This window comes from Stygiolobus caldivivus (assembly GCF_019704315.1).
GTDB classification, from domain to species: domain Archaea; phylum Thermoproteota; class Thermoprotei_A; order Sulfolobales; family Sulfolobaceae; genus Stygiolobus; species Stygiolobus caldivivus.
Window position 1 is genome coordinate 479,029 of sequence record NZ_AP024597.1, and the last position, 25,626, is coordinate 504,654.

Here is a 25,626-nt window from a genome sequence, read left to right on the forward strand (position 1 = left end):
CAATAATTAAGCATATGAAGGTATTTTCAAGGGAATTCCAAGTAAAAACTAAAACTAGATTTGAAAGTATAGACATTACAGATTTAGTCCAAGAAAATATAAATGGCGTTAATGAAGGGGTAGCCTATGTTATAGTAAAACACACTACTTGTGCAGTAACTATAAATGAAGCGGAAAAAGGGTTAATGAAGGACTATGTGGAATGGGCTAAAAAGCTTGTCCCACCCGATGGAGAGTTCAACCACAACATGATTGATAATAACGGACATGCACACGTGATCTCGTCTATTATAGGGAATTCCAGAGTAATACCAATTACTAATGGGAGACTAGACCTAGGTACATGGCAAAGGGTAATTTTATTAGAGTTCGATGGACCAAGGACTCGTACTATACTCGTTAAAAGTATGGGAGAATAATAGCTTTTTTAGTTGATTTTTACAATATTATTCGGGCTCTGATTATGCCACCATCGCACCTAACAATAATTGATAAAGTAGAATTGTGTACTACTTCTTCATGTATAGAAAAAGTAGTTGATGAGTACCTTACCCTGTTAATCAGAAAAATAAAGGAAAGTGAGAAAACAAGCGATAACTTCAAGCTTTTTGACGGAGAAGAGGACTCTTTAAATGAGAGAGAATTTTTCAATTATTATAAATTTACTGAGACCCTTATTGAAAAAGTGATCGAGAACGATATCGACCTTGAGTTTATAATAAACGACCTTGTAGAAAGGTTAGGTAAAACTCATCCCGTAGTTTTATTCCTCAAACAACTAGCTGAAGAATAGGATTTTTTATTTTATTTTAGCCTCTTTATTTTGGGGATGCTTACTTTGAGCGTCGAGGAAAAGATAAACCTCATAAAGCGAAACACTGAAGAGATAGTAACCTTAGAAGAACTTAAGAAAAAACTAGAAGAAGGAACGAAACTTAAGGGATATATTGGATTTGAGCCAAGTGGACTGTTTCACATAGGTTGGCTTATTTGGGGGCAAAAAGTCAAGGATTTAGTTGAAGCCGGTGTAGAGATGTCGCTATTAGTAGCAACATGGCATGCATGGATCAATGATAAGTTAGGTGGTGATCTAGAAAGGATACACCTTGCTGGCGAATATGCCGTAGATGTATTAAACTCGTACGGGGTTGATATGAGTAAAGTTAGAGTTGTCTATGCTGAAGATTTTGTGAAAGACCCTAATTATTGGGCCCTTGTAATAAGGGTAGCTAAGAATACTAGCCTAGCGAGGATGAAACGAGCACTTACAATTATGGGCAGAAAAGCTGAAGAAGCCGAACTCGACACGTCTAAACTGATCTATCCTGCGATGCAGGTATCGGATATTTTCTACCAAGACCTGGACATTGCCTTAGGGGGGACAGACCAAAGGAAAGCACATATGTTAGCTAGAGATGTAGCGGATAAAGTAGGTAAGAAAAAAGTAATTGCTGTCCATACGCCACTGCTCGTTAGCCTTCAAGGAGGACAAAGGATGAACGCACAAGGAATGGATGAGGATGACTACCTAGCGTCAATAAAGATGAGCAAATCGAAACCTGAAACAGCTATCTTTGTGCACGACCCACCGGAGTTAGTAGAGGCAAAGCTGAGAAGTGCTTATTGCCCGAAAGGTGTAATTGAAGATAACCCCGTATTACAAATTAACAAGTATATCATATTCGCAAATAAGGGCACACTAAAGGTGGAGAGAGACGCGAAATACGGTGGAGACATAGAATTTAAGACATATGAAGAACTGGAGAGGACTTTTGCAGAAGGAAAATTGCATCCATTAGACTTAAAGCTTGCGACAGCAAGAAAACTTAATGAGATCTTAGAACCGATAAGAAAAAGTCTGTACTCTAAGTCTAAGTTTGAAACTCTGATCTCTGATATAGAAAAAAGTGTGACTAGATAAATAAAAGGTGTTTAGAAATGAAATATAATGTAGTACTAAAATTTGAAGTGGAGGGTATAGTAGATAAACCTGATGTTATAGGAGCGGTTTTCGGCCAGACAGAAAATCTATTTGGAGAAGATTTTGACCTTAGAGAACTCCAAGATAAGGGAAGGTTAGGAAGGATATCTGTAGAGATAATTACAAACAAAGGGAGAAGCGAAGGAACAATAATAATACCATCAAACCTCGACCGAATTGAAACAGCTCTGATTGCAGCAATGGTTGAAAATGTAGACAAAGTAGGCCCTTATAATGCTAAGTTCCAACTTGTCGAAATACAGGATATCAGAGAAGAGAAGATAAAGAGAATAATAGATAGGGCAAAGGAAATACTTACTAATTGGTCTAAAGTAAAGACGTTGGACATTAGAGAGGTAATATACGAGATCTCATCAGCTGTAAAAACTGGCGAAATCATCGAATATGGACCAGAAAAGTTACCTGCTGGACCAGACGTAGAAAAAGATCCAGAACTTATAATAGTAGAAGGAAGAGCAGATGTAATAAACCTCCTCAGATACGGTTATAGAAACACAATAGCTATTGAAGGAGCTACTGGGAAAATTCCACAAAGTGTTATAGACTTAGCTAAGCAGAAGAAAACAGTCATTGCGTTCCTAGACGGTGATCATGGCGGAGACCTAATACTTAAGCAACTAATGCTAAGTAATATAAAATTAGACTACGTAGCAAGGGCACCTGCAGGAAAAGAAGTAGAGGAACTAACGGGTAAGGAAATAGCGAAAGCACTTTCTAATATGATGACGGTAACACAATATTTGAAGAAACAGCAAGAAGCCCAGCAAGCTATAAGAGACGCAATAGCACCTGAAACCAAACCTATTTCAGTCACTAACGTAACTCTTCAAGAAGAGCAAGTCCAAAAGCCTGTCCAACAACAAATCACTCTAAATATACCTCCTAATGTAGTTGAAGATATTAAGAAACTCCCAGGCACACTGGAAGGAATTTTATATGATGAAAACTGGAATGTTATAGAAAGAATTCAAGTAAGAGATATAGTACAAAAACTAGAAAGTACAAACGATGATAAAATAAGATATATAGTATTTGATGGTGTAATAACGCAGAGGTTAGTTGACTTAGCATCTTCTAAAAATATTAAGATGTTAGTAGGAGCAAGAATAGGGGGAATTTCAAAAAGGCCAAAAAACCTGGAACTTTTAAGTATTTCAGATATCATTTCTTAAAGAAACTTAAAATGTCTGTCCCACCACTTCTAAGGGAATCTTCTTTTACCCCAAACACTTTCAATACATGCATAGCAGAAGGAATAATCTGATTCTCAACATAATATGATATATCAATCCTTGAGTTGTCTCTTACTAGAAAGTATGGTTCAGCCCTTTCTGAAAGTTTATTGCTACCTTTTACAATCACATATCCGATCTTACTCCCTCTGGTTACTAAGTATCCCGCCTTTAATGCTTTTTTTGCAGCGATAACATGAGGAGCAGTAATAGTATACTCGTTTACATCCTTATCTAGTCCTTTCCATATTATCAAGTCTTCAACTTTAAATTCCCCTCTTCTTAAAGATAAGACGACCTTCCTTACATATCTTACAGCTTCATCGACTTTACCGGTTCTAAGAATTATCTCGATAACATTCTTCTGTACTTCCCTTGCTAATTCACACCAATCGCCCCTAATGGCCTCAAACCCGACTATGTCTATTTTACCATCTTCCGTGATCCCAGCATACCTTTTTTTACTCTCTGTAAAGAATATACGGCGGTAGACCTTATCTATCTTAATCTCTATACCAAATTTCTGGGAAATTATATCTTGAAGTTTATTTAGATCACCATTACCCTTAATAAAGATTGAATCAGTGTCACCGTATACTACCTTAAACCCATTCTCTATAGCAATTTTAGAAGCCTCGGTTATGATATTCCTTCCCCAAGACGTTACTGCTTCAGCGCCTTCTCTACTATACCACCTAGCATTTGCCCAACCCATATACCCATAAAAAGCGTTAGCCATAACTTTTAGTGCTTTTTGCCTTTCATTCAACAGACGTATCTCATATTCATCTTTTATTTCTTGAATTCTAGATTTTATTTCTTTTCTCTCTTTGACTAAGTTTTCCAGGACGAATTTATAAAGACCAGGTGGCTCCTTCCTAAACCTATGCCCTATGGGAGAAACCCAACAATTATCGCATTCACCCTTAACTAAGGTATCAGGTCCTACGTTATATTTTATCATGATTGACGGGTACATCGAGGAAAAATCCAAGACTATTACGTTCTCATGAAGCCCCTGAACCGGAGGAATCACCAACCCACCTTCATAACTTTCTACGGTCCTTTCTTCCTTGTTTGGTATCAACTCATTGTACCTATTCGATTCCCTCATTAATAGCCACTCAACTCTATATCCAACGCTTGCCATAGAGAGCTGATCAAGAGGTAAACCAGTTATCTTTGTCAACTCTATGGTGAAAGGTAAAAATGACTCCCCAAGGAGATACACAGACTTAGCGTTGTCTTCTACATACCGTATTACTAAGTCCTTCTTACTTTTGTCCTCCCAAAATTTTGGTATATCATACCAGTCCAAGTTAACTCTATCTTCTTTCCTTACGATCCCTAAATAATCGCATACATTTACAAGCGTTTTTAATTTTACCTCTGAAATAGTGTTAACAAACCCGGCTAAGTCTACGTTAAGTCTACCGGTTACAGAAAAATGGCCGTAGACCCCTTGTGAAGGCTCACCATTAATCCTTCGTCCTATATCCAGTTTAATTCCTTTAGAATGCGACCTCTCTAGTAGATACTGCCAATCAAAGCTATTACTATTAAACCCGTAAATTATGTCAGGATCATAATCTTGAATAAACGACACAAAATCTTTTATAATTTGTTTGTCGTCTAAATCCGTCGATACGAACGTCTTAGTAGTATTATCTGTTCTTACACTAATTACTATCACAGGGTCTTTTCTTGGATTAGGGGAACCGTGCTTAGAATAGACCTCGATACTAAACGATAATTTCCTTAATCTAGGTATTGGTCCGTTATACTTTTCTTTTATCTCTTTGATCTCGTATACCTTGTTAGCTCTAAAATTTCCATTTTGTGTTTCTTGTACATCTGCACTTATCCAGTAAAATGGTCTGATATCAAGGTCTATGGAATATCTCATATAGAACCTTATGTCTGCCTCTAGTACTTGTCTGACTCCTTTTACTTTAGCTACGTCATCTCTATAAATACGGACATATGCAGGGATAACGGTTTCTAATTTCAAAACCGATATAGGTTGACCAAACAGCTTCTTCCCGTTAACTAACCTTATATCAGTAATTGGAGAGTTTGTTTTACTTATCTTCTTTATTTCTTCTATTACTTGATTTATTTTATCTTCTTCGACTACTGCATAGAAGTATGGTCTAAAATTCTTTTCTAAAAGGACTACTCTGTTACCCTCAGAATCAATAGCCCAAATGAAGATAACTGGAATATTGTCAATAACGTCATATGAAAAATCAAGTATGAAAAAGTCTTTAATCATAAACTATATAACGTTCTTCATGTATTATAAAGGCAATCAGTCATTCAAAGCCAGTCCTATCTAGTAAGTCTTTAACCATTATAAAAGCGTGTTGCCCTCTTCCATAATAGTTAACTTGTAACTTTACAACAATATATCCAAGTTTTTTGTAGAAAATAATACCATCCTCATTCTTATAATTTACCTCAAGATATGAGTGTGAGCACCCCTTCCCCTTAAACCTCGTCTCTAACTCCCTTAAGAGTAAAGAGCCTACCCCCCTCTTCCTTTCACTTTTCCTTACAGCTATGGACACCACATGACCTCTATACCCGTATTGGATTATGCCGAGCGAATAGCCCTTAATCCTCCCCTGCTCATCTTTTGCAACGATAAAGAGATCGCCCGATAAAAAATAATACGCTTTAAGTAATGAATACGGATAAGGATTATCAAAGCTCTCTATCTCAACCTCATAAATTTGCCTGAGATCCTCCTCGCTAGCATTAGTTATAATTATCAAATTTCAACACTAATTTATTTAGCAATGAGGATTTTAGAAATTGACGAAAAGGAAAACCTTATAAGATTATACGTCGAAGATGAAGACGACTTATGGGTTCTACACCTGATCCTCGAAAAAGGGGACAAAGTCATTGCGAGGACTACTAGAGACGTAAGTCTAGGTAAAGACAGCAGAAGGATACCAATGACGGTCGAGCTACAAGTTGATTATACTGAGTTTCAACAATACACCTCTAGGTTAAGGATCCATGGTATTATCCTGGATGCACCAGAAAGGTTTGGAATAAAAGGAGCACACCATACAGTAAACTTGGATATCGGAGATGAAATAGTAATAATCAAGGATAAATGGTCTGAATTTGCACTAGAAAAGATAAAGAGACAAGCAGAGAAAAAAGGTAAATTACTCATAGCGTTAGTTGATTTTGATGAATATATAATAGCAACACCGATGGCACAAGGCGTCAGAGTACTAGCGGAGAGGAGCTTACCCACTCCTAATAAAGAGAATGAAGGGATCATTGAAGAAAATGCAAAAACTGTGGCGGAAGAAATAAAGAGCTTTTTATTATCGCTCTCGACTAATGTCCTAATCCTCGCTGGACCAGGACCGTTTAAAGAAATAGTAGCGAGACACCTCCAACAGGGTATAAAATTGTACTTAGATAGCGTATCCTCTGCAACAAGAAACGGATTGAACGAAATTCTGAGGAGAGATATCATAGATCAAGTTTACAGAGACTACGAGTTAGCTGAAGAGGTTAAAGTCATGGAAAAAATTATGGAGAACATATCGAAAGATACCGGATTAGTAGCTTACGGTAAGGATGACGTCCAGAAGGCCGTCGACTACGGGGCTGTAGACACCTTATTATTGTTAGAGGATTTTCTGGCTTCAGATAAGAGGGAAGAGTTTGACCCCCTATTGGAGGAGGTAGAGAGGAAAAAAGGAAGGGTTATGATAGTACCAAGAGATTCTACAATATACTATCAAGTTAAGAGCTTAACGGGTATTGTAGCTCTATTACGTTTTAGAATTAATTAGCTTTTCAGTTATTCTTAGCCTTCTCTGGTCTGGATGTTCCTCAACTAAGACAACTTCCGAAAAGTGACTGGAGAAATCCGGTGAAATTGACCACATCCCTTCTCCAATTTTCTCTCCAATATCTGATAAATCACTGTTACTCTTTACAATTGCCCTAACTATTGTGCCTTCTGGGGTTCCGTTTTCATAGGGTTTTGCAGAATATTTAATGATCCTTAAAAACCTCGTTCTAGTCTCTACTACGTCCTTATAAACTGAACTACAATAGTGCAAAGCTACATTTTTAGATTCATATTTCCTCAGTAGTGACAGAGCTAATTCAGCACTCCCTTTTACGCCTGTTAGCCCGTGGCTTACCCTATACCCTTGTACGTTCAAGGACTGGTAATTTCTTTCGGTTAATTCTAACTCATTTATATTTATGAACTTAACACCTTTCTTAACACCCCATTCAACAATTCTCTCCAGGAACTCTTTTTCATGAGGAATAGAGGGGACTTCTATACCTACATCAAACCTGAACTTTAATGCCTTCTCCACGGCCTTTAAGTAATCCTCTTTTACCGGGTGAAACCTAATTTCGTCCAATCCTACCCTCTCTAGTTCCCTTAATACATCATTAGTAACATATCTTCCACTGGTGTAAAGGTGGACGTGAAAATCAGACGAAAACTCGTCTTTAAATAACCTTATGAGCTTTGTCAACCTCCCGATAGCGAGTATGGGGTCTCCGCCCGTTATCCCCGCACCAGCTGCATTCATCCTATAAGCTTCGTAGATAAAATCGTAAAGGGATTTTACCTCAGCTTCATTAGCATACATTACGTCCTTACCAAAACGTTCTGTACTAACTGGGCAATAGTAACAATTATCCCCGCACTCACCCGTTATATATACTACTAGTTTACCCCCCAATCTGCACAGCTCACAGCCTCTTGGAAGTGCATTATAAACTCCGATATCAGGATTTCCCCTTAGCAATTCTTTCCTCTATATATCTCCTTACTTCTTCCCTTTTAACTTCATTTAGTAGATCTTTAAGCTCTCTCAGCTCATCAAGTTCGTTAAAAGCTTTATTAGTTTGTAATTTAGGTACTCCTTCATTCCCACCTTCTGGGAAATACCAATCCTTAAACCAAGTAAAACCGGCTTTCAATAGCGAAAACCCTAAGGGAGTATCAGCAGGGTTATACCCTTGTAAAAGCATTTTCCTAGTATCGGGATCTTTCAAATACGTTACAAACAGTTTACCCCCCGGAGGAAGAAAGTGGTAGATAAACGAGAAGAAGTCTACTTCTAGCCCATCTTTTCTCAGCCAAATGTCATAATCTATTTCTAACCATGGATAATAATCTCCCCTACCCGAAAAATAATATGCCTTACCTAATACTTTACCGTTAACTAAGACGGTAAAAGTCTTTAATTCTTTAATATGCGTTGACTTAATATCTTTACTTTCTATTTCCAAAACACTCCCTACTCTACCTCTCAGCATCGATAGCCCTTCTGAAGTATTTGTTATTCTTATATAAATTCCTGATAGCGTTCTCAAAACTCTCTTCCTTATCTAGGACATATTTAAGGAAAACTCCCGTATGACCTCTCTCTTCCCTCTTCGTTAATAACCGCTCCCTTTCAAAGATCGTGTCATAAGACACGTTCTTAAGAAGTTTTGCTGCATAATCTTCATTGCCTTTTAAAGGAATCTCTAAGTGCCCCTTTTCCGACGGTATTATTATCATTAATTTTTTATTGACACCGACTACCCTCAAACCCTTTTGAATCTCTTGTGCATTTATCATACCACCAAAATAATAAAACTCTACTTCTTTTCTTGAAAGTTTAGATAAGGGAAAGGATATCACTTCTTTCTCTTCCAAGTCCAGTGATATATAGGCCTTAGGAGTTGAAAAAGGAGTAGCCTGGACTATGAACTTATGGTCAGCCTCTATAAGGTCTAACTTTAATAAATCAGGATAAAAAATTATTATATCTATATCACTATCTTTATTTACATCTCCTCGGGCTACTGAGCCGTAAACGTTACCCTCAAGCGAAAGGTTGCGTAACCTAGAAAGGATTACCATAGCTCTATCTCGTTTCTCAGCCAATAACTTCCAGTGTAGTTCAGAGTATTCTATTTCCATCTGATTTAATAGTAACTGAAATTAGTTATAAAATGTGAACGCGGTAGAGTTATTTTTCATCGGTCTAATAGTCTTTTGGGCGTCATTATACCTACTTAGGAAGAGGCTTGAAGGACGCGGTTTTCAGATATATCCATTCCTTTTACTCTGGAAAAAAGGTACAAGAAGCGAGTGGTTTCCTAACCTAGCCAGAAAAAAGTCATATAAGACGTTTGAAAAAGCAGCGCTAGCCCTCGGTATTATCTCTATGCTAGGAGGTATCTCACTAGTAGTTTATGTGTTCATCAACCTATTGAATGCCTACTTCATATCTCCTAGTCAGGTCGCCCAAGCCCAGGCGCCTAAGCTAACACCTATTATACCCGGAATAACTATCGGGCTTAACCAAGTCCCGTGGCTTTTATTAGCGATAGGTATTTCGGTAACACTACACGAATTAGCTCACGCTGTTTCAGCAACATCAAATAAAATAAAGGTGAAAGGAGGAGGGTTCCTTCTTCTTTTATTCTTCCCCGGTGCATTTGTAGAGCCTGATGAAGACGAATTTATAGCGTCTAGCTTAACGGCTAAACTGAAAGTCATCTCAGCAGGGATAGCTATAAACCTAATTTTAGCAGCATTGTTTTTCCCTTTAGTATTTTATGTCCCACCAATTGTTTCTCAAGGACTTCAAATAGTAGCCGAAGTACCACATTACCCTGCTTATAATGCTTCAATCCCTATTAACTCCGTGATTATAAAAGTAGATAACCACACTGTAACCACACCCCAACAATTAGGTTATTACTTAGACCAGTCAATTAGGCAGGAGATAACTCTACTATTGCCTAACGGTAGTATAATAACAAAGGCAATTAATACTACGCCGGACCACAAAATAGGCGTCTATATAACGTACTATTACCCACCCCTTCTCTACTCTATTCTAGATTTTGCATACTGGATGTTTACAATAAACTTTAGCTTAGCATTACTCAATGGAGCACCGCTCATAATTACCGATGGAGGAAAAATATTCACAGAATTAATTAAAAGAATAGGGCTAGGTGAAAACGTATCATATACAATTCAAGGCGTCCTATTGTTAATCCTAATAGGGGCTATAATACTGTCTATTAGTCCTCCTCAATAACTTTCGCGCTCAACATGGGGAACGGTACGACCTCTTTAATACTCATGTTGTTCGTAAATAGCATCACTAGCCTATCTATGCCGATCCCTAACCCTCCAGTAGGAGGCATACCGTAACTTAGCGCCCTTATAAAGTCCTTATCGTATGGGTGGGCCTCTTCATCTCCCTTCTTAAACATCTCCTGCTCTTGCCTGAATAACTGGTCTTGAAGTATGGGGTCATTAAGTTCAGTATACGCATTAGCTAACTCCATCCCTGCGATAAATAGCTCGAACCTTTCAACCAATCCCGGTTTAGACCTGTGGGGCTTGCACAGTGGAGTGGTCTCAATAGGATAGTCTATCACAAAAGTAGGCTGAATTAAGTTAGGGACTACTAGTTTATCAAACAGCTTTTCTATCATTAGGCCCTTAACATATGTGTCCCCTCTAGGTCTTAACTCATACTTCTTCATAAGCTCCTTTAGCTGTTCTTCAGTCATCTCCTCTACATTTTTACCTAATGCTTCGGATACCGCGTCTAACATAGGCACCTTCCTAAACTGGGAGAACTCTATCGTATAGTTTCTCTCGCCTATCGTGTATGTAATCTTCAAATCGTTCTTAACTTTCTTTACAGCTTCCTGAATAATTTGCTCTGTTAACTTCATAATGTCATTGTAATCAGCGTATGCCCAATAGAGCTCCAGCAGAGTGAATTCAGGGTTATGAGTAACATCTATGTCTTCATTCCTAAAGACCTTACCAATTTCAAAGACCTTACCAAAACCCCCAACTATATACCTTTTCAGGTAGAGCTCAAGAGATATCCTCAAGTACCAGTCCTCATTAAGGTAGTTAACGTGACTCTTAAACGGTTTAGCTAAGGCACCTCCGTACACGGGTTGAAGGATAGGAGTTTCAACTTCGATAAAACCTTGTGAATACAAGAACTCCCTGATAGCCCTGATAGTGGAGTATCGGATTTCCATTGCTTTTCTCGCAGAGTCGTTATACAGAAAGTCTACATATCGATGTGCGTAACGAAATTCTGCAGACATCTTAGTCCAATCAGGGGGCTCTATTAACGACTTTGCAAGCATAGTATAGTCCTTTACTCTGAGAGTTAATTCTCCCTTAATAGTATACATAAGATCGCCCTTTACACCTATAATGTCACCGCGGTCTACAAACTTAAAGAACTCTTCGTACCTCTCCCCAAGCTCGTTCACTCTTAATTGGAGCTGTAGCCTTTCACCCTCATCGAAAATATCTACGAAAGAGATCTTACCGTGCCTTCTTATATTAGCCACTCTACCTGCGGTAGAAATATCGAATATAAAAGGTTCCGTAGGCTTATCTGACCTTTCTAGCTTTCTAACCTCTGGGATAGTATGGGTCAGTTCGTATTTCTGAGGGTATGGATTTATACCCTTTTTCCTTAACTCTTCAATAACAGATATCCTTCGCTCATCCCATTTCAAGTGTGATCACTATAATCTAGTTGCGATGGAAATAAGCCTAGTGTTTAACTTATATATATAGTTAAGGAACATTTATGTTACTCCTCTACCCACAACTAAGACTATAGAACTTCGAGGTTTAGATGAATATACATAGAGAATCAAACTATTTACTAGAGCCATCAGACAAGATAAGTGTTAAGGTTTGTAATTAGGACGATCTTAACATAATACATAATAATATAAATTATGATAAACATATCGTATTTAACCTTACTTTTTTGAAAGAAATATGAAGAACAAAGAACACCGATATATTTAAAGAAAAATTCAGTTTAGCTTATAATTTATTTCATGAAGTGTAAATCTGAAAATATTGTGAATAACTAGATATCTTACTTGTAATGCCTAATGATAAATATATCTAATGTTCTATTTTGTAAAGCTCTTATAGTATAGTGAATAGAAATTATTGAACACACCTAAGGCTATTAGTAAAATTTTAAATACCTTATATGAGTAAAATTAAGATGCATGGGGGCGTAGTCTAGCTTGGACTAGGATGCCAGGCTTGGGCCCTGGTGGTCGCGGGTTCAAATCCCGCCGCCCCCATTTGGGGAGTACCCCCAAACCCCCACTGCTAATGTAGAATTCAATTATCTTGTCTAAGGGACCAATGTAAGTTTCCCTCGCGTTACCGTCTTGACCCTTCTCTATCTTATACACGTAATACTTCTTTCCTCTCTGACGTATCTTATATTGCCCAGCTGAGAAAACCTTATAACTCATATTTAAACTACACCCCTTTTCCCTCATATAAGCTTAAAAGCACTGGGCTATTGCCATGTTCAGCCGTCAAATTTAAAGAAGACGGTAAAAATTCCGCGGTGGTAATAGTTTGCGTTACACAGTAGCATGAAGGCTCATTATGCATTCCACTTCTATGATCGCAAAATTAGGATTTAGGTAATATCTATCTTAATGGAAATTTAAGATATAGAAAAATTTGGTTCTAACTTCTTTACTATATTTTATTTATTTAATTTTACTTATATTGATTACCAATACTTATAACGTATTTTGTTAACATTTTTCCCGCTTTTACTAAAGGTTAGAGTACCTTGGTTGTCAAAAAGTTCTTCTTAGGAAGCTATCTTAGCTAAGACTCTAACTTACCTACTATACTTAATTTACCTTATACCTAAATGGTTATGCTAGACTTACTATAAAATATTCCTGATTAATTTTAGTCTATTTTCTCTTTTAATCATTAGAAATAAAATAATATTATCTTATTTATTAGTTGATATTTAACGCAGATTTTTACTATTTTATATAGAACGCACATAAACAAGTAAGGTAATTTCTTTCGTTTATATGTTTCTTTTTTCAAACTTTCTACATTCTCCCTTAGAGAATCAAATTAGACAAACCAATTATTATTAATCTCTTTTCATTAAAATTCATATCCATATTTACGTGAAAATAATTAAGAGAATATCATAAGTATGACTCAACTTAATACCGTAAGGTTTATTTATGATAGTATCGCAAGATACCTTGATAAGATATGGCAACAGTAAAGTTCAAGTATAAGGGAGAGGAAAAGTCCGTAGATACTTCTAAGATAAAGAAAGTGTGGAGAGTAGGAAAGATGATATCGTTTACCTATGACGACAACGGAAAGACCGGTAGGGGAGCAGTAAGCGAGAAAGACGCCCCTAAAGAGTTACTAGACATGTTAGCCAAAGCCGAAAAAGGAAAGTAAATCTATAAAAAACGAGCTAGATAACTTATTTTTTTATAAATCACTCCTATTTAATACCTTTTTCTTTCTAATTACCTTCAGATAGCACTTCAATTACGTCATTGAGTTAAAATTTTTGCCTTCCAAAAAATTAACTAAACTTAGAAAAATAGAGTTCACTAAATAAGCATGAACCGCATCAGATAAGCTACCTAAAATTATACATCAAAGATAAAGCTCAAAGCTTTTAATCAAACTTTCAGGTAAAAATAAATAAAATAACATGTCCTCATTAAATATCTAGACAAATCCAAATGAGGAAAAGTATATTAAAGAAAGTATATTCATTTACTTAATTTATCTTCTGTTGAGGGAGCTGTTTTACTCTTGGCAAGTTTTTCCGTCTCTGTCTCTCTCCAAGGTTCGGCTTTTTCCGTAAACCTTACGTTAGATTTCATCCCTGCTAACTTCTTTGCTACTTCCTCTGAGTAGTTTAAGTCGTATAGTCTACTAAACATTATCCTCTGTGCTGCCGGACTTCCTGCACCGTGGACTGATTCTATCATAAATGCTACTCCCATACTTACATTCTCTAGTAATCTGACCATCCTTAATCTGTCTTCAGCCGTATAACCTTCAACGCCCTGAAGGTATTTTGCTATATACTCCCTAAGTTTTGGGTTCTTTAAGTCCCACTCACTCGGTGCTGTGCCTATTATTCCACCAGCTATATCTATTGCTAGTTGAGATATCTGCGCAGGGAACCTCGCTACTAGGTGCTTTGTAACGTTAGCATGCATAGGGTTTACCCACCAGCAATTGGGACACGGTTGGACTGCGTTTAGGCTAGCAGCTATACCAGCTGAGTACATAGTTTCTGTAAGGAAGATCTCCTCTGTGATTTTCTCTTGAATATGTGATGCTTTCTCTACTCCTATCTGTTTAGCTAAGTTGTATGTAGCTCCTATAATTACGTCTCCTAACCCGGCTTTACACCCGCCGTATCCTTGCCTATGATATGCTGAGAAGATCTCAACTAGCTGTGATGTGTACTGCCAGTCCTTAAGGAGGAATACACGCTCCATCGGTACAAATACGTTATCAAATATTACTAAACCCTCGTGATTATAGAAATAGGGTAAAGCATCGATATCCCCTTCCTCCATCCTTCTGGCGTCGTTTAGTTGCCTACCTACAACTATTTTTATCCCTTCAGTATCTGTAGGTATCGAGAAAGCTACAGCGTAGTCTTGGTCTTCCGGACCCATAGCCCTAGTGGGTAATACTACTATCTCTTCGCTAGCTGCAACTCCGGTTATGTTAGCTTTTGCACCAGAAACGTAAATACCATCTTTCGTGACCTCCGTTACTCTGACGTAAGCGTCCTTATTCTTTTGCTGACTGGGTTTCTGTGTCCTTACGCCTTTAGCATCAGTCATAGCCCCAGCAAGTGCTAGGTCTTTTTTCTGTACCGTTTTAAGGTACTCAACGAACTTCTCCTTGGGCTCTGTCTTTCCTTTCTGAGCCATTAGTTCCGTTATAATATAGAGAGTATTCAATGCGTCAAATCCTACACACCTCTGGAAACAAGCCCCAGTTTTATGACTTATCTTTCGGAGCAGTTTAACTTTGGCTGCCAGGTCTTCTGGGGATCTGTGAATGTGGTTAAACCTGTTTACCTCTTCATTAATAAAAGGGCTCCATGCCCTGGCTAACTCCTTTGTGTCTTCTTCCCAAGGAGCATCAAACGTAGCTTTAAAAGCCATTACTGAGGGCTTAAGGAATGGGTGAGTAGTTACGTCCTTTACTTCTTTTCCTAAAACATAAATTTCCGCTTTATTCCTAACTTTTATTGCCTCTAGATACTGTTCTCCAGTTCTTAGTCCCATGTGAGTAAATGGGTGTTTAAAGTTTTTAAACTTTCGTATAATCTAAATTTTCATTTACATAAATAGGATAAAGCAAATAAAAGGAAGTAAAAAACCTTTCTGACTTACTTCTTCTTTCTTTGGTCTAAGAAAACCTGAAGTTTATAACCAGTCCAAACGCTCTGGCCAGGCTTGAGCCATTCGATTTCAACACTATCCGGATCAATCCCTAGTCTACTCCCGAGTATTTCTTTTGCCTGCTTATCGTAAGCGGGGTCAACAAACTCCTTCCTAGTCTCTATTTTGATCTTGAGCTTATCCATTTCATTATCATAAATAACCAAGTTAAACATACCCGTAGTATCGGGGATCTCGTTAACAGCGTCTTCAACATAAATGGGGAAGAGTAATTTCCCCTTGACCCTAAACATCCATTCTACCCTACCTGGTATAGGTTCAGCAAACCTCATGTGGGTAATACCGAATACTGGATCAGGATCCTTTATAAACTCGTTTTTGACATAGTCACCTAAGCTATACCTAATTAGAGGCATGGTGAAATGGTTTAGGAGTGTCGCTATCAACTCTCCCCTTTCTCCTTCAGAAACAGGTTCATCCGTCTTTGGGTCAACTATATCAAAGATTTCCATGTCTTCCCACACTACCAGCTGACCTTCAGAGCCCGGTATTTCAATAGCCATATGTCCGTCTGTAGTACCCCATACGTTTATGGCTAGCTTAGCATTTGGATGTACTTGGAAGAGTTTCTTCTTAGTATTCTCAGCAGCAGCACCACCATGTAAAAGTAATACTTTGAAGGGGGTTTCCCAACCTTCAAGTCTCGCTTCTTCACCTATTAACCTATGTAACCATGGTGTGGTAGCGAATACGTCTACTTTCCACAACTTAAAGATCAGCATGTGCCTGTTTTTCCACGAGAAGAAGGTCTCTCCTCCACCTGCGATCGCGGTAGCTCCACATCTCCACATAGCGGTCTCTACGACTGGTGGTCCCCAACTGTAGAACCCGCTCATGTTAAGGTAGTTTGCATAGACTATTGTAGGTTTCACTCCCGCAAAAGTCCATAGATATCTTGCTTGTCCTTCTTGGAAGTAATCCAGTTCTAACGCACCCCATCCTTGGAAAGTGGGGAGTCCGGTAGAACCAGACGTAGCACCTACAAACCTTATCCTTTTAGCTAACTCGGGGTGCATTATTGTACCGAACGGTGGGTTTGACTGAAGGTCTTTCCTCAGTTCATCTTTTCTTAGTATAGGTATTTTTACAATATCTTTCCAGTCTTTGATCATTTCAGGCTCGAAGCCCTTACTTTTCCAGTAATTTCTATAAAACGGTATATTGTCCCATGCCCACTTTACAATCCTTTTTAGCCTAAAGGTCTTTAACTTATCCAGCTCTTCTCTTGGCATCGTCATTATTTTTTTATTCCATAGTTTTTCTGAGGGGTCTGGAGGATACGTATTTCTAATAAAATTCTCTTTCCTGAGTTCTTGGTGAATAGCCTCGTATTCAGACAATACACTGGACATATACTTAGATTGTATAAACTATTTAAAAAGTATTAATATTTGTGAAACCCTTCACCTTTATTCTTCCCCGTCTTACCTTCCGAGACTAGACTCTTAATCAGGTTTGTCGGTTTATACGCCTGATAGCCTTTTGAATATATATCCTCCAAATTTCTAAGTATATTATCCAGACCTACTTCATCAGCCATCTCCATTAAGCCCTTAGGAAAATTAAAACCATAAATCATTACTGTATCCACGTCTTTAGCTGAAACGATCCCGTTCTCCACCATCCAGCTGGCCTCATTTACAGCTAATGAAATGAGTCTTGAAGGGTCAACTTTACTTGAATCGGGTAATTGGACTTTAGCGTATTTTCCCGGTGCAGGGTAGGCGTAGAAACCTTTTCCCGATTTTACACCCAAGTTCTTTTCTTCTACTTTAGCCTTAAACATAGAACATTTTACGTCAGGAGTCCCTCTTGTAGTTAACACATTCCAGATGTCTACTACTACGTCAAGACCTACGTAATCTGCGAGCTCAAATAACCCCATAGGCAATTTAAGCTTATTCCTCGCTGTACTGTCAACTTCTTCTATTGTCGCCTCTTTATCTTCAACTTCTCTGCAAGCTTCTTGTAAGAGCCTTATGAATATCCTATTTGACACGAAACCGGGGATCTCGTACTTTAGGCTCACTGGTATTTTATTCATCTTTTTTGCTAATTCTACTGTTTTGTCGACAGTGTCCTGATCCGTATACTTACTTGGAATAACTTCTACCAGTTTCATAATCACGGGTGGGTTGAAGAAGTGCATGCCTATGACTTTTTGTTTTCTACCAGTAGCCTCTGCTATGTCGGAAATCGGAATTGACGACGTATTAGTAGCTAAAATAGCGTGGGAGCCCATTACACTGTCTAACGTTTTGAACACAGTTTTCTTCAGTTCTAATTTTTCTGGCACTGCTTCTATAGCGAAGTCCGCATCCTTTGCTATATCATAAGACGTATTAAATTCAATTTTCTGTAACACTGCGTTAGGGTCGTTTATTTGTTTCTTTTCAGCTAATTTGTTTAAAGAGTCCGTTATACGTTCTTTTGCTCTATTTAAAAAATCCCATGATACGTCTATTAGAGCTACTTCGAATCCAGATAGAGCAGCTACTTCTGCTATCCCGTGTCCCATTGTGCCCGCTCCTACTACAGCTATTTTCCTGATCATCAAGTAACAGAGAAAAAAGTAGATTATAAATGAGCATGTTTTTACATCTTTTTTATTATCGTAAGTATTTTTATACCTCTTTACTAAAGTATAAATATGAGCTTGGAGTTACAAGTGAATTACCGTAAAGCTGAGGAGAAGGACTGGAAAAAAGTACTTGAGTTATATAACTGTTTATCCGCAGAAGATTTATATTTACGTTTCTTTTCTTACCACAAACTTAGCGAAGAAGAAGCCAAAAAAATTGTGAGTGGAGGGGATCACTATACGATAATAGTTGAATTAGGAGATAAAATAATAGGAGAAGGCACTATATACACTGATGGTGAGTTTGCCCTAGTAGTCCACCCTGATTACAGGAGGCTAGGGATAGGGACGGAGATTGTAAAAAGACTAATTGAAGTTGCTAAGGAAAAGAAATTTTGCGGGGTAAAGTTTTACACGCTACCCGATAATTACCCTATGATTAGAATAGGAAAAAAACTAGGATTTACAATTACCGAAGATTCTGATGAAGTATTTGGTTACCTAAAGCTTAATTGTAATTGAAAAAAGCTAAACAAATTGGGAGAATAAATTAACAAAGTTTAAAGTAACTTTTATTAAATTATAATACAAATGTTTATCGTAGTGAACAATAATTACGAGGGAAAAAAGACAGATCAATAAAAAGATTCAAGCACCTTGCGAAACAGCAATAAAGGACGTTATACCTGCTATTAGGAGCTTACTAGCTGAACAATTACTGAAAAGGGGATATTCACAGAAAGATATAGCAGAATTACTCGGAATATCCGTTGCCGAAGTAAACTACCTAATTAAAGGAAAAAGAGGAGACTTAGAAATAAAGAAGGAACTGGAGAATGATGAGGACTTTGCTGACTTAATAAACTCTTTTGTCAATAAGCTTGTAAATGAAAAAGGCAGTGAAGAAAACGTAATATCTTTATGTCCTCTTTGCAGTTATGCGAGGAGAAAAGTTTTAAAGCAGGAATCTGCATGTCCTTATGACATATGATGAGCTTCCAGGCTCTGGAAAAGTGAAGAAAGATTGCAAGCACTGATTGTAACTCTTTTTAGTTATATAGTGAGTTGCCCTTTACTCTTTTACAAATCTCTTAACTATTAGCCTTCAGTTAAGTTTATTTTCTTGCTATCTAATCGAATATTGACATGAGCGGTAATGGGCCCGTAGCTCAGCAAGGTAGAGTGCCGGGCTCCAGATATGGAGAACATTGGGTCTAACGACCCCTGAAGGGGGATGAGCGGTATCTGGAAAAGTGAGAGACCCGGTGGTCCGGGGTTCAAGTCCCCGCGGGCCCATTATTTTTAAACCTCTTACCCTTAAGGTGATAGAGTTCGCTCCAGACTATTCTCTAGTGAGTATATTACATTATACTAATTTTGGACTCGTAGGTGACATATAAAGATTTTAAACAGTATAAAAGGTATTATAATTGATGAGTCAGGAGAGAAGAATTAAGGTTCTCGTGGCAAAGTTAGGGTTAGACGGTCATGATAGAGGGGCAAAAGTAATAGCTAGGGCACTCAAAGACGCCGGTATGGAAGTAGTTTACACTGGGTTAAGGCAGACTCCAGAACAAATAGTGAAAGCTGCGCTACAAGAGGACGTAGATGTAATAGGAGTGAGTATACTGAGCGGAGCACACCTAGAGCTTGTCCCGTTAGTAGTACAGCAAATGAAGGAAAAGGGTCTGAATGATGTAGTCCTAGTAGTCGGAGGAGTAATCCCACCCCAAGATATACCGAAACTTAAGGAAATGGGTGTAGACGAAGTATTTTTACCCGGGTCGAGCCTGAAGGAGATAACAGAGAGGATAACCAAAGCGGTAAGCACTAAGAGGGGCTTAAAGATTGCTTCTTGAGAGAGCACTAGAAGGAGACGAATTATCTATTTCACGATTATTAACAAAAATAGAAAGGATGACAAATGAAGGGTTAGAAAGCCTACAAGAGTTAATGAAAAGGTCTGGGAAGGCACACGTAATAGGGATTACCGGTTCGCCCGGTGCCGGAAAAAGCACGTTAATAGGAGAATTAATTAAAGAATATGCAAAGAGGAACCATAAAGTAGGGGTAATACTAATCGATCCCTCAAGCCCATTTAGTATGGGCTCCTTTATGGGAAATAGGATAAGACTGACCGGAGTAGAAGAAAAAGACGTGTTTGTAAGGAGTATAGCTTCTAGAGGGCATTTAGGCGGGATCTCTTCAGAAGCGTTAATGTTAATTGAAGCATTAGACGGCTTAGGGTTTGATAGGATTATTGTGGAAACTGTAGGTGCTGGACAGACTGATACTGATGTAGTAAACGGCGTACACACTATAGCAGTAGTTAATGTACCCGGCACCGGAGATGAAATCCAAGCTCTTAAAGCCGGGATTATGGAAATAGGTGATATTTATATAGTCAACAAAGCGGATAAAGTAGAAGCGGAGATGCTGTTTAACGTTTTACGCTTTGCAATAGATACTGCTGAAGTAGACTATAGGGATGGATGGAAACCCAGACTAGTAAAAACTGTAGCTATTAAAGGAATAGGGATCAAAGAGACAGTAGACCTTTTTGAAGAGCATTTGAAATACGTAGTGGAGAAAGGTCTCTTTGAGAGGCGGATCAGAGAAAGGAGAGTAAAGATGATGGAACTATTACTAAGGAAAAAAGTTAATGATGTGGTGACTAAAGTGGTTAAGGAAAACAATGGAATAATATCTAAAAAGCTAAATGAAGAACGTGATATAATAGGTATATTAAACGAGATGTACAAACTGGTTAAAGAAACTCTGTGACTACTTTGGAATTAAACCTTGTCGTTTCATCTCTCTAACTACTAACTCGCCTACCCTTGATAGACCGTAGTATTTATGGTGCGTTCTAGTTTCTTTTTTAGGCTTAGACCTTCTCTCTCTAAATTTTATTATCTTAGCTTGTGCTTCCTCTAACAATCCCATTCGCTCTAATTCCTCTAATTTTGGAGTGACTTCTTCTAGAGGTTTGTGGAGTAGTTTAGAATATGTTAATGCATGGTCCGCATTTACTTCATCAGCTACTTTCAATATATCTAAAGCGAACTGGTCACTTTTCACAAGGTCTATGTACGCTTTGATAAGCTCCTTTTCATCTAACTGTCTAAGGAGATGGTCACCTTCTCTCGTTAGTGTGTAATACGTATGGTGTTTATGTACTTCCTTACTTAGTTTAAACTTAGCTTCAGTATTCTTTAATGTAGCACCATGGACTCTCTCGATTAACCCTAATTTTTCTAGCTGGTCAAGGAGGTCAACGACTTCTTGGATTGGGATCTTAGTATTTAACATTATAGACTTTCCATAGTCTACATTGGCTTTTCTCAGATGTTTCATAACTTCCAACAGTCTTTTATCCTTCAGAATCTCAAAGAGCTTCTTCCTTAACTCTTCATCCATGATTCACTCTCCCTTCAGGAAGCTTACTATTGCATTGTTAAAACTGACGTTATCATCTAGATAGCACGCGTGTTGTTTACCGACGATCACCAGTTTAGCAGTATTTATTGTCTTCATTATAAGTTCAGCGTTACTTCTAGGGGATACTGAGTCTTTTTCTCCCCAGATTAAAAGAACCCTTTTTCCCGCCAAATTTTTCAGTTTTTCCTTATAGCTTGAAACGCCCACTGCACCTACTAGGACTAGACCGTCTACCATATCTGGGTTATCTACCGCAAAACCTAATACTGCTTCACCGCCCATTGAAGCCCCTAACAGATACGCTTTGCTTATACCAAGCGTGTCCATAAAGTCCTTTATAAATGATGATAAAGAATCGAAATTACCGTTAGCCGATTTTCCGAAGCCTGGAAAATCTACAGATATTGCTTTAAACCCAGCACTAGCTATACTTTCTACCGTCTTTGTCTCCACCCACGTATGTGCGTTAAACCTCGCACCGTGAAAAAGGAGAAAGGGCTTTCCTGAGCCTTCTTCTATAAAGTGTATCTTAGCACCTTTTACATCAACATATTTATCTTGCATAATTTAAAGTACTCCAGATCATCTAAAAACTTATTTCCTCATTTTATACTTTGTTTTCTTATTTACTCGTTTATATCAATAAATTTTAGAATGAAATCTAAAAGGCTTTCATTTACTTTATAATTACCTGGTTCAACGTCCCATGCTCTTACAGCCCTCACATACTTCATAAACGAGGATACGGGGATTAACCACGGTGGATAAGAAAATAATTTCGCTATATCCTTGAAATCGTCCACAAGTAAGACTTTTCCGGGGGAGACGATAAATAGCATATCGGCATTAAGGGAAGAGAAATTAGGTGCTAACGCATCATTGTACGATTCTATAATGACATTCTCGTACTTGTGAAATATGTTTTGTGTGCACTTTTCTGTTAGGTTTGGAGAGGAATTAAGTAACTCTTTCAACTTTTCACCTTCCACTTGTACAGCACCTAAGACTTTATTTAAATGCAGTATTTTCTCAGCTAAGGGACTAGGAATGACTTTCTGTATATCACTCAAAGAAAAATGAATTGAACTATTGCAGTCAGATACTCTAATAGTTACTATTATCCCTTCCGACATTAACTCTCTATAGAGCCGTACATTAAAGTTTAGTTTCTCTATATCTGGAACTGCTAAAAGTACAGCGAAAGGGTTTATTTCACGTATTATCTCCTTCTTGTCATTAACGTATTGGCTTTCAGATATTTCATCATAATATTTTAATGCATCATTACCCACAAGTTCATTAAGCTCTTCACTCCTTAGCATGGTATAAAAACTGTACCATGCGTTATGACCTGCTACAGGCTTATGAGGGAATATATTAATACCATTATCTTTGAGGGCCGAGATTAAAGACAGAGAAAAAGATGTCTTACCTGAATCAAATTGTAACAGCCCAGATATTAATAGCCTCATCCCAATGATCTTCTTATTTTAGCCATTTCTAAAATGTAATTCTTAGCCTCGTCGATATGCCCTTCTTTAAGTGCCAATAATGCTAAGCTGGTCATTAAGTTATGTTTCTTGCTTACGTAATCATTACCCCCTAGACGTATGCCTAGTTGATTTTCGACAAATTCCATATCTTTCTTTATTTTATTTAAAGCGTTATCATCTACGTGCCAGATCTCCTTGACTAAGCTCAATGATTCTATGCTTACGAACTTTGAAGCACATTCAATATCATATTTAAAATACTTATAATTTGCAGAGAAAACGTTATACTCTTCCTCACTAATATCTCCCAAGGAAGAAATACCTATTATCTCTGGAGGTATTCCTAAGCTATACAATGCCCCGGTAAAGGATATAGCTCTAGGTAACGTGACTTTACCCGTACTCCTTGAATACCCGAATAGCCCTATGTGTAGCTTCCTAGCCCTTCTCCTTGGTAATAGTAACGCTATTTTGTTTATAGCATCTGCTAAACTTTCAATTACGGGTTGATAGCTTTCAGTGTATTTTCTAGCTATCTTCTTAAGAATCTCCTCTTCTTCTTCTCTTAAAATAGGCTTTTCTTGTACTTCTCTCTCATTTACTTTTCTTATTGCACTGACGACTTGGTCTTCATCATAATCATATTTAAACGCTGACTGGACAGTGTAAGTATAGACCCCTTTGTACTCATCCATTGTTTTATCTACGTTTTCCGGGCTAAAATGGCCCCTAAAGGGCAGAGCCCCAACACCTAGCATCGGGAAGATCGAGACGTTATATTCTTTCTCCATTTTCCCTAACCTACTTAACGCATACTTTACTGACAATATTGCCGAAATCATCCCGTAGTTCATCGCTGGGTCTGATCTGGCTAGAAAGACCCTCATATAGGGGGGCTTAATAGTTTTGATGTACCCGCCTACAATCTCATCCACTCTTAACATAGAGTCTCTGTCTTCTATCAGAGGGATAATCTCTATCTTTTTAGGATTTATTTCGCCTATGAGGTCTTTAACATAGATATCGTCAACTAATTTTATATCTTCTGTATTAACTATCACGTTTTCATAGTATTTTACTATAGATACTAGTTCCTTATAATCAGTAGTGAAAGGGAGTATAACCTCAAATACCGGTGGAGTCGGCTTAGTCTCGAAAAATTTCTCAGCTAGGTCATAAGTTATAGGAATACTCTGTAAAGTTTCTGCGAATACTTTCTTTTCAGCTCCCTCTATTTTAGGGTTGGGAATTCTATACGTAAGAAAAATATCTCTTCCTAATACTTTCTCCTTAAAAAATTCTGGGTACTGTGAAAGAAGCTTTCTCACTACATGAGTATCCACGTCCTTTCCTTCAGCGTCCCACATTACTTCATCTACACCATAATGTGAATAGGCTAGGTAAGCTTCTACTACTTCTCCTTCCCCACTTATCACTTCTCCCCTATTCCACTCAGGTACCCGGGCGTTATCGGGGTGTTGCGTTGACATAGTCTTAGGAATTTTTCTCATATTAGTAAGGCGTGAGAATACGCGATATAAAAGCTTAAATTATTAAAATTTGTGGAAAGAGGTGATAACGTATGCCCCTAAGTAAAGGTTCAGACGCTCCAGATTTTGAAGCGGAATCGAGTAACGGTAAAGTTAAACTCTCAGATTATAGAGGAAAGTCAATAGTGGTACTCTATTTCTATCCAAAGTCCTTCACACCAGGTTGCACGAGAGAAATACAAAGGTTTGCAGAACTTTATGAGAAATTCAAAGAGTTAAACGCAGAGGTAATCGGAGTAAGTGTCGACTCAGTGACTACGCAAAAGCGGTTTGCTGAAAAGTATAACGCTAAGTTCCCAGTAGTATCAGATAAGGAAAAAAAGATAAGCGAGGCTTATCAAGTCCTAAATGAGAAAGGCACGAGTGCTCAAAGAGTTACGTTCATAATAGATGAAGAGGGAAAAATAGTAGAAGTGCTGGAAAAGTTAAAGAAAGCAGAAGAACATGCAGACAAAGCATTAGAAATTGTACGCAATTTGAGAAAGAGCTAACTATCTTTAACATCCTCCCAACCGTATTCACTATATATCACCCCTTTCTTCAGCCCTAACTCAATAGCCTGCTTCACATATGGCACTATATTTTTTGGTAATTCAGAGAGACCAAACCACTCTAGTCTCTCGGCCTTATCCGGTTCCCTAATTGTCAGTTTACCCCTCCATTTATTAGCTTTAAAGAAGAAATCGACTCTCTCTTGATTCTCAAACCTATGCATTACGTGAACTAACGAGAGGTCTTCACGAGATAACTCTATCCCAGCCTCTTCCCTAGCCTCCCTTATCATGGCTTCAGTTGCCGATTCCTTAGCCTCAACATGGCCAGCTATAACACTCCAGCAACCATCCCTATAACCCGTATTCTTCCTTAGCTGCAGAAGTATTTTATTATCTCCCAATAGAAAGAGGTGAACGGAAAGAATTTGAGGATACCTAGTTTTCATACTCTGTCTTTCCATGGGAGGAAATTAAAG

The 25,626-nt window shown here is 38.0% G+C and carries 26 protein-coding genes, 2 tRNA genes and 1 pseudogene; 14 read left to right on the plus strand and 15 right to left on the minus strand.

Features of this window, described 5'->3' with window-relative positions:
* Positions 1-14: 14 nt before the first annotated feature.
* From KN1_RS02430 to dnaG, 4 genes are read left to right on the plus strand one after another with little or no spacing between them, the layout of a single operon-like run.
* A complete protein-coding gene (locus tag KN1_RS02430; protein ID WP_221289254.1) occupies positions 15-419 on the plus strand; it encodes a secondary thiamine-phosphate synthase enzyme YjbQ in 405 nt (134 codons plus the stop codon).
* 44 nt (positions 420-463) lie between these two features.
* Positions 464-793: a hypothetical protein gene (locus tag KN1_RS02435; protein WP_221289255.1), complete on the plus strand. Its 330-nt coding sequence runs from the start codon at positions 464-466 to the stop codon at positions 791-793.
* A gap of 45 nt (positions 794-838) precedes the next feature.
* Positions 839-1,921: a tyrosine--tRNA ligase gene (locus tag KN1_RS02440; RefSeq protein ID WP_221289256.1), complete on the plus strand. Its 1,083-nt coding sequence runs from the start codon at positions 839-841 to the stop codon at positions 1,919-1,921.
* A 17-nt stretch (positions 1,922-1,938) separates the two neighbouring features.
* Positions 1,939-3,174 carry a DNA primase DnaG gene (gene dnaG, locus KN1_RS02445; protein WP_221289257.1) on the plus strand — a complete coding sequence of 412 codons (1,236 nt, stop codon included), beginning with the start codon at positions 1,939-1,941 and terminating at the stop codon, positions 3,172-3,174.
* On the opposite strand, the gene KN1_RS02450 is transcribed toward dnaG, so the two are convergent.
* Together KN1_RS02450 and KN1_RS02455 are read right to left on the minus strand one after the other, a co-directional pair.
* Complete coding sequence (locus KN1_RS02450) at positions 3,164-5,509, minus strand: DNA-directed DNA polymerase (RefSeq protein ID WP_221289258.1); 2,346 nt, start codon at positions 5,507-5,509, stop codon at positions 3,164-3,166. The two genes, dnaG and KN1_RS02450, sit on opposite strands and share 11 nt — an antisense overlap.
* Positions 5,510-5,549: 40 nt before the next feature.
* The gene (locus KN1_RS02455; RefSeq protein ID WP_221289259.1) at positions 5,550-6,011 is read right to left on the minus strand and encodes a GNAT family N-acetyltransferase; all 462 of its coding nucleotides are present in this window, start codon (positions 6,009-6,011) and stop codon (positions 5,550-5,552) included.
* A gap of 24 nt (positions 6,012-6,035) precedes the next feature.
* On the opposite strand from KN1_RS02455, the gene KN1_RS02460 reads away from it, so the two are divergent.
* Positions 6,036-7,058 carry an mRNA surveillance protein pelota gene (locus KN1_RS02460; RefSeq protein ID WP_221289260.1) on the plus strand — a complete coding sequence of 341 codons (1,023 nt, stop codon included), beginning with the start codon at positions 6,036-6,038 and terminating at the stop codon, positions 7,056-7,058.
* Here KN1_RS02460 and KN1_RS02465 read toward each other — a convergent pair.
* Genes KN1_RS02465 through KN1_RS02475 form a run of 3 tightly spaced genes read right to left on the minus strand, consistent with a single transcriptional unit; the run spans position 7,038 to position 9,205 of the window.
* Positions 7,038-8,039, minus strand: coding sequence for a radical SAM protein (locus tag KN1_RS02465; RefSeq protein ID WP_221289261.1), 1,002 nt, complete (start codon positions 8,037-8,039; stop codon positions 7,038-7,040). The two genes, KN1_RS02460 and KN1_RS02465, sit on opposite strands and share 21 nt — an antisense overlap.
* Positions 8,020-8,553 carry a DUF1122 family protein gene (locus KN1_RS02470; protein WP_221289262.1) on the minus strand — a complete coding sequence of 178 codons (534 nt, stop codon included), beginning with the start codon at positions 8,551-8,553 and terminating at the stop codon, positions 8,020-8,022. The genes KN1_RS02465 and KN1_RS02470 overlap by 20 nt, the downstream gene beginning before the upstream one ends.
* Positions 8,540-9,205 carry a nucleotidyltransferase domain-containing protein gene (locus KN1_RS02475; RefSeq protein ID WP_221289263.1) on the minus strand — a complete coding sequence of 222 codons (666 nt, stop codon included), beginning with the start codon at positions 9,203-9,205 and terminating at the stop codon, positions 8,540-8,542. Before KN1_RS02475 ends, KN1_RS02470 begins: the two co-directional genes overlap by 14 nt.
* Before the next feature lie 34 nt (positions 9,206-9,239).
* Here KN1_RS02475 and KN1_RS02480 point away from each other — a divergent pair, with 34 nt between their 5' ends.
* The gene (locus KN1_RS02480; protein ID WP_221289264.1) at positions 9,240-10,337 is read left to right on the plus strand and encodes a site-2 protease family protein; all 1,098 of its coding nucleotides are present in this window, start codon (positions 9,240-9,242) and stop codon (positions 10,335-10,337) included.
* On the opposite strand, the gene lysS is transcribed toward KN1_RS02480, so the two are convergent.
* Positions 10,321-11,799 (minus strand): lysine--tRNA ligase, encoded by a 1,479-nt coding sequence (gene lysS / locus KN1_RS02485; RefSeq protein ID WP_221289265.1) that lies wholly within the window; start codon positions 11,797-11,799, stop codon positions 10,321-10,323. The two genes, KN1_RS02480 and lysS, sit on opposite strands and share 17 nt — an antisense overlap.
* A gap of 515 nt (positions 11,800-12,314) precedes the next feature.
* Here lysS and KN1_RS02490 point away from each other — a divergent pair.
* Positions 12,315-12,390 (plus strand) — tRNA-Pro (locus KN1_RS02490).
* Positions 12,391-12,405: 15 nt separating this feature from the next.
* On the opposite strand, the pseudogene KN1_RS15080 reads toward KN1_RS02490, so the two are convergent.
* Positions 12,406-12,594 (minus strand): annotated as a pseudogene (locus KN1_RS15080) (putative integrase); the annotation flags it as partial.
* A gap of 754 nt (positions 12,595-13,348) precedes the next feature.
* Here KN1_RS15080 and sul7d point away from each other — a divergent pair.
* Positions 13,349-13,546 carry a Sul7d family chromatin protein gene (gene sul7d, locus KN1_RS02500; RefSeq protein WP_221289266.1) on the plus strand — a complete coding sequence of 66 codons (198 nt, stop codon included), beginning with the start codon at positions 13,349-13,351 and terminating at the stop codon, positions 13,544-13,546.
* A gap of 323 nt (positions 13,547-13,869) precedes the next feature.
* Here sul7d and KN1_RS02505 read toward each other — a convergent pair whose 3' ends face one another.
* The 3 genes from KN1_RS02505 to KN1_RS02515 all read right to left on the minus strand — a co-directional run bounded on the left by KN1_RS02505 (position 13,870) and on the right by KN1_RS02515 (position 18,148).
* The gene (locus KN1_RS02505; RefSeq protein WP_221289267.1) at positions 13,870-15,414 is read right to left on the minus strand and encodes a 4-hydroxyphenylacetate 3-hydroxylase family protein; all 1,545 of its coding nucleotides are present in this window, start codon (positions 15,412-15,414) and stop codon (positions 13,870-13,872) included.
* A 104-nt stretch (positions 15,415-15,518) separates the two neighbouring features.
* The gene (locus KN1_RS02510; protein WP_221289268.1) at positions 15,519-16,943 is read right to left on the minus strand and encodes an acyl-CoA synthetase family protein; all 1,425 of its coding nucleotides are present in this window, start codon (positions 16,941-16,943) and stop codon (positions 15,519-15,521) included.
* Positions 16,944-16,975: 32 nt separating this feature from the next.
* Positions 16,976-18,148 carry a 3-hydroxyacyl-CoA dehydrogenase gene (locus KN1_RS02515; RefSeq protein ID WP_221289269.1) on the minus strand — a complete coding sequence of 391 codons (1,173 nt, stop codon included), beginning with the start codon at positions 18,146-18,148 and terminating at the stop codon, positions 16,976-16,978.
* Positions 18,149-18,247: 99 nt separating this feature from the next.
* Here KN1_RS02515 and KN1_RS02520 point away from each other — a divergent pair, with 99 nt between their 5' ends.
* The 5 genes from KN1_RS02520 (at position 18,248) to meaB (ending at position 20,956) form a co-directional block, all read left to right on the plus strand.
* A complete protein-coding gene (locus KN1_RS02520) occupies positions 18,248-18,694 on the plus strand; it encodes a GNAT family N-acetyltransferase (RefSeq protein WP_221290487.1) in 447 nt (148 codons plus the stop codon).
* Between the two features lie 223 nt (positions 18,695-18,917).
* Positions 18,918-19,163, plus strand: coding sequence for a transcriptional regulator (locus tag KN1_RS02525; protein WP_258712641.1), 246 nt, complete (start codon positions 18,918-18,920; stop codon positions 19,161-19,163).
* Between the two features lie 167 nt (positions 19,164-19,330).
* Positions 19,331-19,468, plus strand: a tRNA-Trp gene (locus KN1_RS02530).
* 134 nt (positions 19,469-19,602) lie between these two features.
* A complete protein-coding gene (locus KN1_RS02535) occupies positions 19,603-20,031 on the plus strand; it encodes a cobalamin B12-binding domain-containing protein (protein ID WP_221289270.1) in 429 nt (142 codons plus the stop codon).
* Positions 20,021-20,956 (plus strand): methylmalonyl Co-A mutase-associated GTPase MeaB, encoded by a 936-nt coding sequence (gene meaB / locus KN1_RS02540; RefSeq protein WP_225905759.1) that lies wholly within the window; start codon positions 20,021-20,023, stop codon positions 20,954-20,956. Before KN1_RS02535 ends, meaB begins: the two co-directional genes overlap by 11 nt.
* On the opposite strand, the gene KN1_RS02545 is transcribed toward meaB, so the two are convergent.
* The 4 genes from KN1_RS02545 to ppcA form a co-directional block, all read right to left on the minus strand.
* Positions 20,957-21,592 carry a DUF2250 domain-containing protein gene (locus KN1_RS02545; RefSeq protein WP_420857155.1) on the minus strand — a complete coding sequence of 212 codons (636 nt, stop codon included), beginning with the start codon at positions 21,590-21,592 and terminating at the stop codon, positions 20,957-20,959. It abuts the gene before it with no gap.
* 3 nt (positions 21,593-21,595) lie between these two features.
* Entirely contained in the window at positions 21,596-22,177 is a 582-nt protein-coding gene (locus KN1_RS02550) for an alpha/beta fold hydrolase (RefSeq protein WP_221289271.1), read from the minus strand.
* A 62-nt stretch (positions 22,178-22,239) separates the two neighbouring features.
* Positions 22,240-23,085 carry a hypothetical protein gene (locus KN1_RS02555; RefSeq protein ID WP_221289272.1) on the minus strand — a complete coding sequence of 282 codons (846 nt, stop codon included), beginning with the start codon at positions 23,083-23,085 and terminating at the stop codon, positions 22,240-22,242.
* On the minus strand, positions 23,082-24,617 hold the full coding sequence (ppcA, locus tag KN1_RS02560) for a phosphoenolpyruvate carboxylase (RefSeq protein WP_221289273.1): 1,536 nt from the start codon (positions 24,615-24,617) through the stop codon (positions 23,082-23,084). Before ppcA ends, KN1_RS02555 begins: the two co-directional genes overlap by 4 nt.
* Positions 24,618-24,688: 71 nt before the next feature.
* Between ppcA and KN1_RS02565 the strand changes: the two genes are divergently transcribed.
* Positions 24,689-25,147, plus strand: a complete 459-nt coding sequence (locus KN1_RS02565) for a peroxiredoxin (RefSeq protein ID WP_221289274.1) — start codon at positions 24,689-24,691, stop codon at positions 25,145-25,147.
* Here KN1_RS02565 and KN1_RS02570 read toward each other — a convergent pair.
* Complete coding sequence (locus KN1_RS02570) at positions 25,144-25,596, minus strand: NUDIX hydrolase (RefSeq protein ID WP_221289275.1); 453 nt, start codon at positions 25,594-25,596, stop codon at positions 25,144-25,146. The genes KN1_RS02565 and KN1_RS02570 overlap by 4 nt on opposite strands.
* Between the last annotated feature and the right edge of the window lie 30 nt (positions 25,597-25,626).